Raw genomic sequence first — 13,754 nt, forward strand, 5'->3', positions numbered from 1 at the left:
CAGTTTCGGGAAGGGGCGGGGTAGGGGAGAGACCCCCGCCCCCGGCCCGGCGGTACGCTGACGTCTCCCAACCCAAACGTTCGAAGGGACACCCCATGCCGCTCGAAGCCGGCCTCCTGGAGATCCTCGCCTGCCCGGCCTGCCACGCCCCGCTCAAGGACGAGTCCGCCTCCACCGACTCCCCCGAGCTGATCTGCACCGGCAAGGACTGCGGCCTGGCCTACCCCGTACGGGACGGCATCCCCGTTCTCCTCGTCGACGAGGCCCGCCGCCCCGCGTAGAGCCTCAGCAGAGAACACAGCAGAAAACACCACGGAGGAGGGGGCCCGCCCCATGCTGGACGAGACGCTGCTGGACACCCCCGACGCCCTGGCCCGGGCCGACCGCCACGGCCTCCTCCGCGGCGCGGCAGAGGCGGGCGCCCGAGTCCGTACGGCCGCCCGCAACGCAGTCGAGGCCGGCATCGCCGAGCTCAAGCCGGAGGGCCGCCCCCGCGCGCTCCTCCTCGCGGGCCCCGGCACCGCGGCCACCGGAGTCGCCGACCTGCTCACCGCACTGGCGGGCACCACGGCCCCCGTGACCCGCCTCGCCCCCACCGGAGTCGCCCCCGCCGCAGGCGCCCTGCGCTGGGCACTCCCCGGCTGGGCGGGCCCGGTCGACCTCCTGCTGATCACCACGACGGACGGTACGGAACCGGGCCTGGCCCTCCTCGCCGAGCAGGCCTACCGCCGGGGCTGCACGGTCGTCGCCGTGGCCCCCCGCCGCACCCCGCTCACCGAGGCGGTGGACGGCGCGCACGGCCTCTCCGTACCCCTCGCGACGGCCCCGTACGACGGCCGTCAACACCCCGACGAGGCCACGGAGTCCGCAGCCGCCCCCGGCGCCCTCTGGTCCCTGCTCACGCCCCTTCTCGTCCTCCTGGACAGGGTGGGCATCCTCACGGCCCCGCCCGAGACGATCAGCCGCGTCGCGGACCGCCTCGACCGCACGGCGGAGCGCTGCGGACCGGCCATCACCACGTACAGCAACCCGGCCAAGACACTCGCCTCCGAACTCGCGGAATCGCTCCCCCTCATCTGGTCGGAAGGCACGGCGACAGCCGCCGCAGGGCGCCGATTCGCCGCCGTACTGGGCGAGTTGGCAGGCCACCCGGCCCTGGCGGCGGAGCTCCCCGAGGCGATCGCGGCCCACAGCACGCTCCTGTCCGGCACCTATGGGAACGGCCAGAACTCCCCGGACGCCTCCCCGGACGACTTCTTCCGCGACCGCGTGGACGACCCCCAGACCCTGCGCCCCCGCGTCGTCCTGCTCCGCGACCGCCCGGCCGGCGGCCTCACCGCGGCCCCGGCGGCCCGCGAGCTCGCGCTCGCCCACGACGCGCCCCTCAGCGAACTGGAGCCGGAGGAGGGCAGCGAACTGGAATCCCTCGCCGAGGTCGTCGCGACAACGGACTTCGCAGCCGTCTACCTGGCGCTGGCCTCCTCGTAGCCCTGCCGGCAACCCACCCCAGAGAGAGTTTTCATGGACCGCCTCGACAACACCGTGCGCCCTTACGCCTGGGGCTCCACGACCGCCATCCCGGCCCTCCTCTCCACCGCCCCCACAGGCGAACCCCAGGCCGAGATGTGGATGGGCGCCCACCCCGGGGCCCCCTCCCGCGTCGACCGCGGCCAGGGCGCACAGCCCCTCTCCGAACTGATCGCCGCCGATCCGGAAGCCGAACTCGGCGCACCCGCAGTCGCGAAGTTCGGCCCGCGCCTCCCCTTCCTCCTCAAGATCCTCGCGGCCGGAGCCCCCCTCTCCCTCCAGGTCCACCCCGACCTCGCGCAGGCGAAGGAGGGTTACGAGGCCGAGGAGCGCGCCGGCGTCCCCATCGACGCCCCGCACCGCAACTACAAGGACGCCAACCACAAGCCCGAACTCATCTGCGCGCTCACCCCCTTCGACGGCCTCTGCGGTTTCCGCGCCCCGTCGGAGGCGGCCGACCTGCTGGCCGCCCTCGGGGTGGACTCGCTGAAGCCGTACGTGGACATCCTGCGCGCCCGCCCCGAAGAGGCGGCCCTGCGCGAGGTCCTCACGGCGGTCCTGACCGCGGACCCCGCCCAGATGCGGACCACGGTCACCGAATCCGCAGCGGCAGCGGAACGCCTCGGCGGCGCCCACGCCCCGTACGCGCAGATCGCCCAGCACTACCCCGGCGACCCGGGCGTCATCGCGGCGATGCTGCTCAACCACGTCCAACTGCAGCCGGGCGAAGCCCTGTTCCTCGGCGCGGGCGTCCCACACGCCTACCTCAGCGGCATGGGCGTGGAGATCATGGCGAACTCCGACAACGTCCTGCGCTGCGGCCTCACGCCCAAGCACGTCGACGTCCCCGAACTCCTCAAGATCGTCCGCTTCGAGCCGACGGGCCCGGGCGTCCTGCGCCCCGAGGCATCGGAGTCGGGCGAGGAGCTCTACGAGACCCCCATCGACGAGTTCCGCCTCTCCCGCTACGCCCTCCCCGCCGACGCGACCCCCGTCGATCTCCCCGCCACTACCCCGCAGATCCTGCTCTGCACCGCAGGCACCCCGACCGCAGGCGAACTCCAGCTCACCCCCGGCCAGTCGGTCTTCGTACCGGCGGGCGAAAAAGCAACGCTCACCGGCCCCGGTACGGTCTTCCGCGCCACCGTCGTGGCCTGATGCAACAATGTGCGGCCGTACAGGCCCGCAGCCCACACCTGCACCAGCACCGACGAAGGGACCCAGCCCACTCATGAGCGCGTCAGGCGGAACCAAGGCGATTGTGGCGGCGCTCGGCGCCAACCTCGCGATCGCGGTAGCGAAGTTCGTGGCGTTCCTCTTCAGTGGCTCGTCGTCGATGCTCGCGGAGAGCGTCCACTCGCTCGCCGACTCCGGCAACCAGGGCCTGCTCCTCCTCGGCGGCAAGAAGGCCAAGCGCGAGGCAACACCGGAGCACCCCTTCGGCTACGGCCGCGAGCGCTACATCTACGCCTTCCTGGTCTCCATCGTCCTGTTCTCCGTCGGCGGCATGTTCGCCGTCTACGAGGGCTACGAGAAGATCAAGCACCCCCACTCCCTCGACAACTGGTACTGGCCGGTCGGCGTCCTGGTCTTCGCGATCATCGCGGAGGGCTTCTCCTTCCGTACGGCGATCGTGGAGTCCAACGCGACGCGCGGCGCCCTCTCCTGGACCCAGTTCATCCGCCGCGCCAAGGCCCCCGAGCTCCCCGTCGTGCTCCTCGAGGACTTCGGCGCCCTGATCGGTCTCGTCCTCGCCCTGGGCGGTGTTGGCATTGCCGTCATCACCGACAACGGCGTCTGGGACGGCATCGGCACGCTCTGCATCGGCATCCTGCTGATCGCCATCGCGATCGTCCTGGCAGCGGAGACGAAGTCGCTCCTCCTCGGCGAATCCGCGGGCACCGACGAGGTCGACAAGATCAAGCAGGCCATCGTCGACCACGACACCGTCACCTCGGTCATCCACATGCGCACGCTCCACCTCGGCCCCGAGGAACTCCTCGTCGCAGCCAAGATCGCCGTCCAGCACGACGACACGGCAGCCGAGGTCGCAGCCGCCATCAACGCGGCGGAGACCCGCATCCGCGAAGCCGTCCCGATCGCCCGCGTGATCTACCTGGAGCCGGACATCTACAGCGAGTCGGACGCAGCAGCGGGCAACGACCCCGCAGCAACCCCGGGCGGTCCGACCCCCGGTCCCGCCCACTGACGCAAGTCCCCAACACCCCACCGGACAAAGCCTCTCCCCATCCGGACTGGGGTCCACTGGGCCGATCGGTGTAGATTCGTGACCAGAGCCAGACGTCGCTGCTGATGGCGGTCGGGCGGTCCGTCCTGCGGACCGTCCGAGGGAGAGAGGGCCTCCGACGGACTGCGCACTGTGTGTACGACGCCCGGGCATTCCCATGTCCGCACGCCGAAACCGCAGAGCACAGCCACCCGAAGCACCACCCTCGACCCCTTTCCACGAGGAGCAGCCCACATCATGACGACTGTCGCCACCGCTCAGGACTTCAAGGTCGCCGACCTGTCCCTGGCCGCCTTCGGCCGCAAGGAGATCACGCTCGCCGAGCACGAGATGCCCGGCCTGATGTCGATCCGCAAGGAGTACGCGGCCACCCAGCCGCTCGCCGGCGCACGCGTCACCGGCTCCCTGCACATGACCGTGCAGACGGCGGTCCTGATCGAGACGCTGGTCGCCCTCGGCGCCGACGTCCGCTGGGCCTCCTGCAACATCTTCTCCACCCAGGACCACGCCGCGGCAGCCATCGCGGTCGGCCCGACGGGTACCCCCGAGGCCCCTGCGGGCGTCCCGGTCTTCGCCTGGAAGGGCGAGAGCCTGGAAGAGTACTGGTGGTGCACGGAGCAGGCGCTGACCTGGCCGAACACCCCCACCGGCGGCCCGAACATGATCCTCGATGACGGCGGCGACGCCACGCTCCTCGTCCACAAGGGCGTCGAGTTCGAGAAGGCCGGCGCGGCCCCGGACCCGGCGACGGCGGACTCCGAGGAGTACGCGTACATCCTCAAGCTCCTCAACCGCACCCTGAGCGAGAACCCCCAGAAGTGGACCCAGCTCGCCTCGGAGATCCGCGGCGTGACCGAGGAGACCACCACGGGCGTCCACCGCCTGTACGAGATGATGCGCGACGGCCAGCTGCTCTTCCCGGCGATCAACGTCAACGACGCGGTCACCAAGTCGAAGTTCGACAACAAGTACGGCTGCCGCCACTCCCTGATCGACGGCATCAACCGCGCCACCGACGTCCTCATCGGCGGCAAGGTCGCGGTCGTCTGCGGTTACGGCGACGTCGGCAAGGGCTGCGCCGAGTCGCTCCGCGGCCAGGGCGCCCGCGTCATCGTCACGGAGATCGACCCGATCTGCGCGCTCCAGGCGGCGATGGACGGCTACCAGGTCGCCACTCTCGACGACGTCGTCGAGATCGCCGACATCTTCGTCACCACGACGGGCAACAAGGACATCATCATGGCCGCCGACATGGCCAAGATGAAGCACCAGGCGATCGTCGGGAACATCGGCCACTTCGACAACGAGATCGACATGGCCGGCCTGGCCAAGATCCCCGGCATCGTGCGGGACGAGGTCAAGCCCCAGGTCCACACCTGGAAGTTCGAAGACGGCAAGGTCCTGATCGTCCTCTCCGAGGGCCGCCTGCTGAACCTCGGCAACGCGACGGGCCACCCGTCCTTCGTGATGTCCAACTCCTTCGCGGACCAGACCCTGGCCCAGATCGAGCTGTTCACCAAGCAGTCCGAGTACCCGACCGACGTCTACGTGCTCCCGAAGCACCTCGACGAGAAGGTCGCCCGCCTCCACCTGGACGCCCTCGGCGTCCGCCTCACCACGCTGCGCCCGGAGCAGGCGAGCTACATCGGCGTAGAGGTAGAGGGCCCGTACAAGCCCGACCACTACCGCTACTGATCGACCAGCACCACCCCAGCACCACCCGAACACAGGCCAGGCCCCCGTCACCCAGTGCCGGGGGCCTGCCCCTTGTCGGCACTTCCCAGAAGGACCCCCATGCCCCGCGGCCGCTACTCCCTGCACGACCCCCACGACCACACCCCCCTCGGTGAAGAGCACTTCCACTGCGCCCCCGGACCCTCCGGCTGGCGCTACGTGGCCCAGACGACGACCCCCGCCGGAGACCACGCGGGCTCCGTCGACCTGGCCGTCGACGAACTGGGCCGCCCCATCCGCCTGGAACTCAACGCCTCCTCCTGGCAGATCCGCGGCGCGGCCCTGGACGGCGTCACCTGGGTCCGCACGGACCCCACCGGCGCGTACGCCACCGAAGGCAACGTCCAGGCCCACGCGTTCACCGGCACCTCCCCGGCCTTCCTCATCGCCACCGCGCGTCTCCTCCGCCTCACTCCCCACACCCCCGCCACCCGCGTCCGCCTGGTCGCCTTCACCGACCCGGTCCTGGCCCCCCGCACCGTCGACCAGTCCTGGGCCCTACTGAAAAGTGAAGCGCACGCCACTGACAACGGCCCGCTCCTGGTGGACGAGTACCGGATCAACGCCCTGGACACAGGGGAACAGCACACGGTCCACATCGCAGGAGACGTAGTGCTCTCAGCCCCCGGAATCGAGCTGGAACACCTGGAGACCCCACCCTCGACGTTCCCCGCGCCCTAACCAGGCGGCGCGAACCCGGAGCCGGGGCCCCGCGATTCCTGCTCGACGGAATCCCTCCGCACGGCCCCCACCACAGGAGCGACAACCACGGGCTCCTGCAGCCCAGTTGAGGCACTCACTCCGAAGACGCGCCGCGCATCCCGCACCTGCCGCTCATTGACGACAGCGGCCAAGTACGCCCCCGGCGGCACCCCATGAGGCACAGGAGCTCCCGTACGGCCGGCCAGCTCCCCGGCGAGCCGCTCCGCGACAGCCCACCCCACCTCCGCGTCGAGCTGCCCCATCCGCGTCAGGTACTGCCGGACCGCCAGCCACAGCTCGTCCGGCACCCCGGACAGATCCAGCCCCGAGAACCGCCCGGCCAGCCACGGCGGCGGAGGCGGCACAGCGCGCACACCGCGCCCCGCGGTCACCCGCTCCCGTACGACAAGGGTCCCCGCGAAGACATCCCCGATGCGCCGCCCCCGTGCGGAGACCAGGGAGGCGATGCACGCCACGACCCCGAAGGTGATCATGATTTCGACGACCCCCATGGCCCCCCGCACCAGCGCATGCCGGAACCGGATCGGCCCCCCGTCGTCCCGCACCACCCGCAGCCCGCACGCCAGCTTCCCCAGCGACCGCCCATGGCTGAGCGTCTCCACGGCGATGGGAGCCCCGACGAGCACCAACAAGAACAACCCCACACTCAAAGCAGCCGAAGCAGCCTCGTCCATCGAGGCGGTAGCGGCGATAACCCCCACCGAAAGCCCGATGTACACAGCCCAGACGACGACCAGATCAATCAGCAGTGCCAGCGCCCGACTGGGCAACTTCGCAGGCTGCAGCCCCAGTACGACCGCATCGCCCGTCACGAGCCAACTCACAGAAGCCCACCCACCCTTCGCCGAGATCCACAGTCTGCCAAGCTGACGCCGAACCACAACCAGCAGCAGAGGCAGGAGCAGCAGTCCCATGGACCTGGATGTCTTCGTCACGGCCCACCGAGCCGAGTGGGACCGCCTCAACCACCTCCTGCACCGAGGCCGCCGACTCACCGGCGCGGAGGCCGACGAACTGGTGGCCCTCTACCAGCGCACGGCCACCCACCTCTCGCAGATCCAGTCCACCACCCCGGACCCCATGCTCACGGCCCGCCTGACGCAACTGGTGGCCCGAGCCCGCGCCACAGTGACGGGCACGCGCAGGGCGAGCTGGCGAGACGCGGTCCATTTCCTCACAGCCGGCTTCCCCGCAGCGGTCTACCGCTCCCGCCACTGGTGGGTCCCCACAGCCCTGATCTCGACAGCAGTCGCCGCCCTCATCGGCTGGTGGATCGCGACCCACCTGGAAATCCAGTCCTCCATCGCAGCGCCCTCCGCACTCCGCGACATGACCCGCCCGGGCGGCGAATACGAGACCTACTACTCCAGCCACCCCGCCGCCTCTTTCGCAGCCCAGGTCTGGACGAACAACGCCCAGGCGGCCACGATGTGCCTGGTCCTGGGCGGGTTCCTCTGCCTCCCGGTCTTCTGGATCCTCTTCCTCAACATGCTCAACCTCGGCGTGGGCATGGGCCTGATGGCCTCGGCCGGCCGCCTCGACACCTTCCTCGGCCTGGTCCTCCCGCACGGCCTCCTGGAACTCACCGCGGTCTTCGTAGCCGCCGGCACAGGCCTGCGCCTCGGCTGGACCGTCATCGACCCGGGCCCCCTCTCCCGCCGCACAGCTCTGGCCCAACAGGGCCGCGCAGCGCTGGGCATGGCCATCGGCCTGGCCCTGGTCCTCTTCGTCTCAGGAATCCTGGAAGGCTTCGTGACCCCCTCGGGCCTCCCCACCTGGGCCCGCATAGGCATCGGCATCGCAGCGGAACTGGCATTCCTCACCTACGTGTACGTACTAGGCGGCCGAGCAGCACGAGCAGGCGACACCGGTGACGTGGAGGAAGCGGACCGAAGCGCCGAACTCCCCATCGCGGCGTGATGTGCGTACGCACCCCCTGACCTGCTAGTCTCCTCCTCGCCCACAAAAAACCGTTGACACGGTTCGAGTGGGGAGGTAGATTCGAACGGTTGCCTCGAACTGGACAGGTTCGAGCGAAACAGCTAGTGTCTCTCTCGCTCACACCGGAAATTGAATTTCCGCAGAGCCTCCCGATATTCAGAATGACGAGGCCGATCAAGTCGGCCAAATTTCATCTGATAAAGTCGGAATCGCTGGAAAGTCGAGAGACCGAAAAGCACCCCGTTTCGACCGGGAATCGGACACGAAAGAGTCTGATAGAGTCGGAAACGCAAGACCGAAGGGAAGCGCCCGGAGGAAAGCCCCAGAAAATGTTCTGCGGGTGAGTACAAAGGAAGCGTCCGTTCCTTGAGAACTCAACAGCGTGCCAAAAGTCAACGCCAGATATGTTGATACCCCGGCCCACTTCGGTGGGTTGGTGGTTCCTTTGAAAAAGACCTTCCCTTTGCCGGGAAGGCAACACAGCGAGGACGCAGTGAACGGTCGGTCCTATTCCGACATGACCGTTCCGCTCTTTCGTGTGTCTACTCGCTTCGGCGAGAAAACATTCACGGAGAGTTTGATCCTGGCTCAGGACGAACGCTGGCGGCGTGCTTAACACATGCAAGTCGAACGATGAAGCCTTTCGGGGTGGATTAGTGGCGAACGGGTGAGTAACACGTGGGCAATCTGCCCTTCACTCTGGGACAAGCCCTGGAAACGGGGTCTAATACCGGATAACACCGGGTTCCGCATGGGACCTGGTTAAAAGCTCCGGCGGTGAAGGATGAGCCCGCGGCCTATCAGCTTGTTGGTGGGGTGATGGCCTACCAAGGCGACGACGGGTAGCCGGCCTGAGAGGGCGACCGGCCACACTGGGACTGAGACACGGCCCAGACTCCTACGGGAGGCAGCAGTGGGGAATATTGCACAATGGGCGAAAGCCTGATGCAGCGACGCCGCGTGAGGGATGACGGCCTTCGGGTTGTAAACCTCTTTCAGCAGGGAAGAAGCGAAAGTGACGGTACCTGCAGAAGAAGCACCGGCTAACTACGTGCCAGCAGCCGCGGTAATACGTAGGGTGCGAGCGTTGTCCGGAATTATTGGGCGTAAAGAGCTCGTAGGCGGCTTGTCACGTCGGTTGTGAAAGCCCGGGGCTTAACCCCGGGTCTGCAGTCGATACGGGCAGGCTAGAGTGTGGTAGGGGAGATCGGAATTCCTGGTGTAGCGGTGAAATGCGCAGATATCAGGAGGAACACCGGTGGCGAAGGCGGATCTCTGGGCCATTACTGACGCTGAGGAGCGAAAGCGTGGGGAGCGAACAGGATTAGATACCCTGGTAGTCCACGCCGTAAACGTTGGGAACTAGGTGTTGGCGACATTCCACGTCGTCGGTGCCGCAGCTAACGCATTAAGTTCCCCGCCTGGGGAGTACGGCCGCAAGGCTAAAACTCAAAGGAATTGACGGGGGCCCGCACAAGCAGCGGAGCATGTGGCTTAATTCGACGCAACGCGAAGAACCTTACCAAGGCTTGACATCGCCCGGAAAGCCGTAGAGATACGGCCCCCCTTGTGGTCGGGTGACAGGTGGTGCATGGCTGTCGTCAGCTCGTGTCGTGAGATGTTGGGTTAAGTCCCGCAACGAGCGCAACCCTTGTTCTGTGTTGCCAGCATGCCCTTCGGGGTGATGGGGACTCACAGGAGACTGCCGGGGTCAACTCGGAGGAAGGTGGGGACGACGTCAAGTCATCATGCCCCTTATGTCTTGGGCTGCACACGTGCTACAATGGCCGGTACAATGAGCTGCGATGCCGCGAGGCGGAGCGAATCTCAAAAAGCCGGTCTCAGTTCGGATTGGGGTCTGCAACTCGACCCCATGAAGTCGGAGTTGCTAGTAATCGCAGATCAGCATTGCTGCGGTGAATACGTTCCCGGGCCTTGTACACACCGCCCGTCACGTCACGAAAGTCGGTAACACCCGAAGCCGGTGGCCCAACCCCTTGTGGGAGGGAGCTGTCGAAGGTGGGACTGGCGATTGGGACGAAGTCGTAACAAGGTAGCCGTACCGGAAGGTGCGGCTGGATCACCTCCTTTCTAAGGAGCACTTCTTACCAACTCCGGTTGGTCAGAGGCCAGTTCATCAGCGAACGTCTGATGCTGGTTGCTCATGGGTGGAACGTTGACTACTCGGCACGACAGGTTGTTTTTCCTCAGTACTGCTTCGGCGTGGAAAGGGAAGAGTGATTGGTCGGGTCGGGCACGCTGTTGGGTATCTGAAGGTACGGGCTGTAAAGCCTTGTGTCTTCGGTTGCCGGCCCCGGTACAGCACCGCGTGAGTGGTGTGTGACGGGTGGTTGGTCGTTGTTTGAGAACTGCACAGTGGACGCGAGCATCTGTGGCCAAGTTTTTAAGGGCGCACGGTGGATGCCTTGGCACCAGGAACCGATGAAGGACGTGGGAGGCCACGATAGTCCCCGGGGAGCCGTCAACCAGGCTTTGATCCGGGGGTTTCCGAATGGGGAAACCCGGCAGTCGTCATGGGCTGTCACCCATACCTGAACACATAGGGTATGTGGAGGGAACGAGGGGAAGTGAAACATCTCAGTACCCTCAGGAAGAGAAAACAACCGTGATTCCGGGAGTAGTGGCGAGCGAAACCGGATGAGGCCAAACCGTATGCGTGTGATACCCGGCAGGGGTTGCGCATGCGGGGTTGTGGGATCTCTCTTTCACAGTCTGCCGGCTGTGAGACGAGTCAGAAACCGTTGATGTAGGCGAAGGACATGCGAAAGGTCCGGCGTAGAGGGTAAGACCCCCGTAGCTGAAACATCAACGGCTCGTTTGAGAGACACCCAAGTAGCACGGGGCCCGAGAAATCCCGTGTGAATCTGGCGGGACCACCCGCTAAGCCTAAATATTCCCTGGTGACCGATAGCGGATAGTACCGTGAGGGAATGGTGAAAAGTACCGCGGGAGCGGAGTGAAATAGTACCTGAAACCGTGTGCCTACAAGCCGTGGGAGCGTCGCTCATTGAGTTTACTCAATGGGTCGTGACTGCGTGCCTTTTGAAGAATGAGCCTGCGAGTTAGCGGTGTGTAGCGAGGTTAACCCGTGTGGGGAAGCCGTAGCGAAAGCGAGTCCGAATAGGGCGATTGAGTTGCACGCTCTAGACCCGAAGCGGAGTGATCTAGCCATGGGCAGGTTGAAGCGGCTGTAAGAGGTCGTGGAGGACCGAACCCACCAGGGTTGAAAACCTGGGGGATGACCTGTGGTTAGGGGTGAAAGGCCAATCAAACTCCGTGATAGCTGGTTCTCCCCGAAATGCATTTAGGTGCAGCGTCGTGTGTTTCTTGCCGGAGGTAGAGCACTGGATAGGCGATGGGCCCTACCGGGTTACTGACCTTAGCCAAACTCCGAATGCCGGTAAGTGAGAGCACGGCAGTGAGACTGTGGGGGATAAGCTCCATGGTCGAGAGGGAAACAGCCCAGAGCATCGACTAAGGCCCCTAAGCGTACGCTAAGTGGGAAAGGATGTGGAGTCGCAGAGACAACCAGGAGGTTGGCTTAGAAGCAGCCACCCTTGAAAGAGTGCGTAATAGCTCACTGGTCAAGTGATTCCGCGCCGACAATGTAGCGGGGCTCAAGCGTACCGCCGAAGTCGTGTCATTCCAGCACATACCCCCAACGGGGGCTGGGATGGGTAGGGGAGCGTCGTGTGCCGGGTGAAGCCGCGCCGGAAGGCAGTGGTGGACGGTTCACGAGTGAGAATGCAGGCATGAGTAGCGATACACACGTGAGAAACGTGTGCGCCGATTGACTAAGGGTTCCTGGGTCAAGCTGATCTGCCCAGGGTAAGTCGGGACCTAAGGCGAGGCCGACAGGCGTAGTCGATGGACAACCGGTTGATATTCCGGTACCCGCTTTGAAACGCCCAATACTGAATCAGACGATGCTAAGCCCGTGAAGCCGTCCTGATCTCTTCGGAGTTGAGGGAAGTGGTGGAGCCGGTGACCCAGATCTGTACTAGGTAAGCGATGGGGTGACGCAGGAAGGTAGTCCAGCCCGGGCGGTGGTTGTCCCGGGGTAAGGGTGTAGGCCGTGTGATAGGCAAATCCGTCACACATTAAGGCTGAGACCTGATGCCGAGCCGATTGTGGTGAAGTGGATGATCCTATGCTGTCGAGAAAAGCCTCTAGCGAGTTTCATGGCGGCCCGTACCCTAAACCGACTCAGGTGGTCAGGTAGAGAATACCGAGGCGTTCGGGTGAACTATGGTTAAGGAACTCGGCAAAATGCCCCCGTAACTTCGGGAGAAGGGGGGCCATCACCGGTGAAGGAACTTGCTTCCTGAGCTGGGGGTGGCCGCAGAGACCAGCGAGAAGCGACTGTTTACTAAAAACACAGGTCCGTGCGAAGCCGTAAGGCGATGTATACGGACTGACGCCTGCCCGGTGCTGGAACGTTAAGGGGACCGGTTAGTGACCTTTCGGGGTTGCGAAGCTGAGAACTTAAGCGCCAGTAAACGGCGGTGGTAACTATAACCATCCTAAGGTAGCGAAATTCCTTGTCGGGTAAGTTCCGACCTGCACGAATGGCGTAACGACTTCTCGACTGTCTCAACCATAGGCCCGGTGAAATTGCACTACGAGTAAAGATGCTCGTTTCGCGCAGAAGGACGGAAAGACCCCGGGACCTTTACTACAGTTTGATATTGGTGTTCGGTTCGGCTTGTGTAGGATAGGTGGGAGACTTTGAAGCTGTGACGCCAGTCATGGTGGAGTCGCCGTTGAAATACCACTCTGGTCGTGCTGGATGTCTAACCTCGGTCCGTGATCCGGATCAGGGACAGTGTCTGATGGGTAGTTTAACTGGGGCGGTTGCCTCCTAAAGAGTAACGGAGGCGCCCAAAGGTTCCCTCAGCCTGGTTGGCAATCAGGTGTTGAGTGTAAGTGCACAAGGGAGCTTGACTGTGAGACCGACGGGTCGAGCAGGGACGAAAGTCGGGACTAGTGATCCGGCAGTGGCTTGTGGAAGCGCTGTCGCTCAACGGATAAAAGGTACCCCGGGGATAACAGGCTGATCTTCCCCAAGAGTCCATATCGACGGGATGGTTTGGCACCTCGATGTCGGCTCGTCGCATCCTGGGGCTGGAGTCGGTCCCAAGGGTTGGGCTGTTCGCCCATTAAAGCGGTACGCGAGCTGGGTTTAGAACGTCGTGAGACAGTTCGGTCCCTATCCTCTGTGCGCGTAGGAATATTGAGAAGGGCTGTCCCTAGTACGAGAGGACCGGGACGGACGAACCTCTGGTGTGCCAGTTGTCCTGCCAAGGGCATGGCTGGTTGGCTACGTTCGGAAAGGATAACCGCTGAAAGCATCTAAGCGGGAAGCCTGCTTCGAGATGAGTATTCCCACCCCCTTTGAGGGGTTAAGGCTCCCAGTAGACGACTGGGTTGATAGGCCAGATGTGGAAGCCCGGTAACGGGTGGAGCTGACTGGTACTAATAGGCCGAGGGCTTGTCCTCAGTTGCTCGCGTCCACTGTGTTAGTTCTGAAATAACGAACGACCGTGAAAACACCGGTTGG

Annotated in this window: 8 protein-coding genes and 2 rRNA genes; 9 read left to right on the forward strand and 1 reads right to left on the reverse strand. The window is 64.9% G+C overall.

The features are described from left to right. The first annotated feature begins 95 nt into the window (after positions 1 to 95). The 6 genes from OG707_RS24720 to OG707_RS24745 all read left to right on the forward strand — a co-directional run bounded on the left by OG707_RS24720 (position 96) and on the right by OG707_RS24745 (position 6,190). Positions 96 to 281: a Trm112 family protein gene (locus OG707_RS24720; protein ID WP_329121860.1), complete on the forward strand. Its 186-nt coding sequence runs from the start codon at positions 96 to 98 to the stop codon at positions 279 to 281. 52 nt (positions 282 to 333) lie between these two features. Further along, entirely contained in the window at positions 334 to 1,488 is a 1,155-nt protein-coding gene (locus tag OG707_RS24725; RefSeq protein ID WP_329121863.1) for an SIS domain-containing protein, read from the forward strand. Positions 1,489 to 1,521: 33 nt separating this feature from the next. Next, positions 1,522 to 2,685 carry a mannose-6-phosphate isomerase, class I gene (gene manA / locus OG707_RS24730; protein ID WP_329121865.1) on the forward strand — a complete coding sequence of 388 codons (1,164 nt, stop codon included), beginning with the start codon at positions 1,522 to 1,524 and terminating at the stop codon, positions 2,683 to 2,685. Positions 2,686 to 2,758: 73 nt separating this feature from the next. Then, entirely contained in the window at positions 2,759 to 3,736 is a 978-nt protein-coding gene (locus OG707_RS24735) for a cation diffusion facilitator family transporter (RefSeq protein WP_329121867.1), read from the forward strand. 276 nt (positions 3,737 to 4,012) lie between these two features. Beyond that, the gene (ahcY, locus tag OG707_RS24740; protein WP_329121869.1) at positions 4,013 to 5,470 is read left to right on the forward strand and encodes an adenosylhomocysteinase; all 1,458 of its coding nucleotides are present in this window, start codon (positions 4,013 to 4,015) and stop codon (positions 5,468 to 5,470) included. A gap of 99 nt (positions 5,471 to 5,569) precedes the next feature. Further along, positions 5,570 to 6,190, forward strand: coding sequence for a hypothetical protein (locus OG707_RS24745; RefSeq protein ID WP_329121871.1), 621 nt, complete (start codon positions 5,570 to 5,572; stop codon positions 6,188 to 6,190). Here the strand turns inward: OG707_RS24745 and OG707_RS24750 are convergent. Then, complete coding sequence (locus OG707_RS24750) at positions 6,187 to 7,056, reverse strand: RDD family protein (RefSeq protein WP_329121873.1); 870 nt, start codon at positions 7,054 to 7,056, stop codon at positions 6,187 to 6,189. The genes OG707_RS24745 and OG707_RS24750 overlap by 4 nt on opposite strands. 88 nt (positions 7,057 to 7,144) lie before the next feature. On the opposite strand from OG707_RS24750, the gene OG707_RS24755 reads away from it, so the two are divergent. From OG707_RS24755 to OG707_RS24765, 3 genes are all read left to right on the forward strand, one after another. Continuing rightward, positions 7,145 to 8,152, forward strand: coding sequence for a stage II sporulation protein M (locus tag OG707_RS24755; RefSeq protein WP_329121876.1), 1,008 nt, complete (start codon positions 7,145 to 7,147; stop codon positions 8,150 to 8,152). A gap of 586 nt (positions 8,153 to 8,738) precedes the next feature. Then, positions 8,739 to 10,264: ribosomal RNA gene (locus OG707_RS24760) — 16S ribosomal RNA — on the forward strand. Between the two features lie 303 nt (positions 10,265 to 10,567). After that, positions 10,568 to 13,693 (forward strand): 23S ribosomal RNA (locus tag OG707_RS24765). Together the 16S and 23S rRNA genes form the textbook arrangement of a ribosomal RNA operon. Positions 13,694 to 13,754: the final 61 nt, after the last annotated feature.

It is taken from the genome of Streptomyces sp. NBC_01465 (genome assembly GCF_036227325.1).
Taxonomy (GTDB): domain Bacteria; phylum Actinomycetota; class Actinomycetes; order Streptomycetales; family Streptomycetaceae; genus Streptomyces.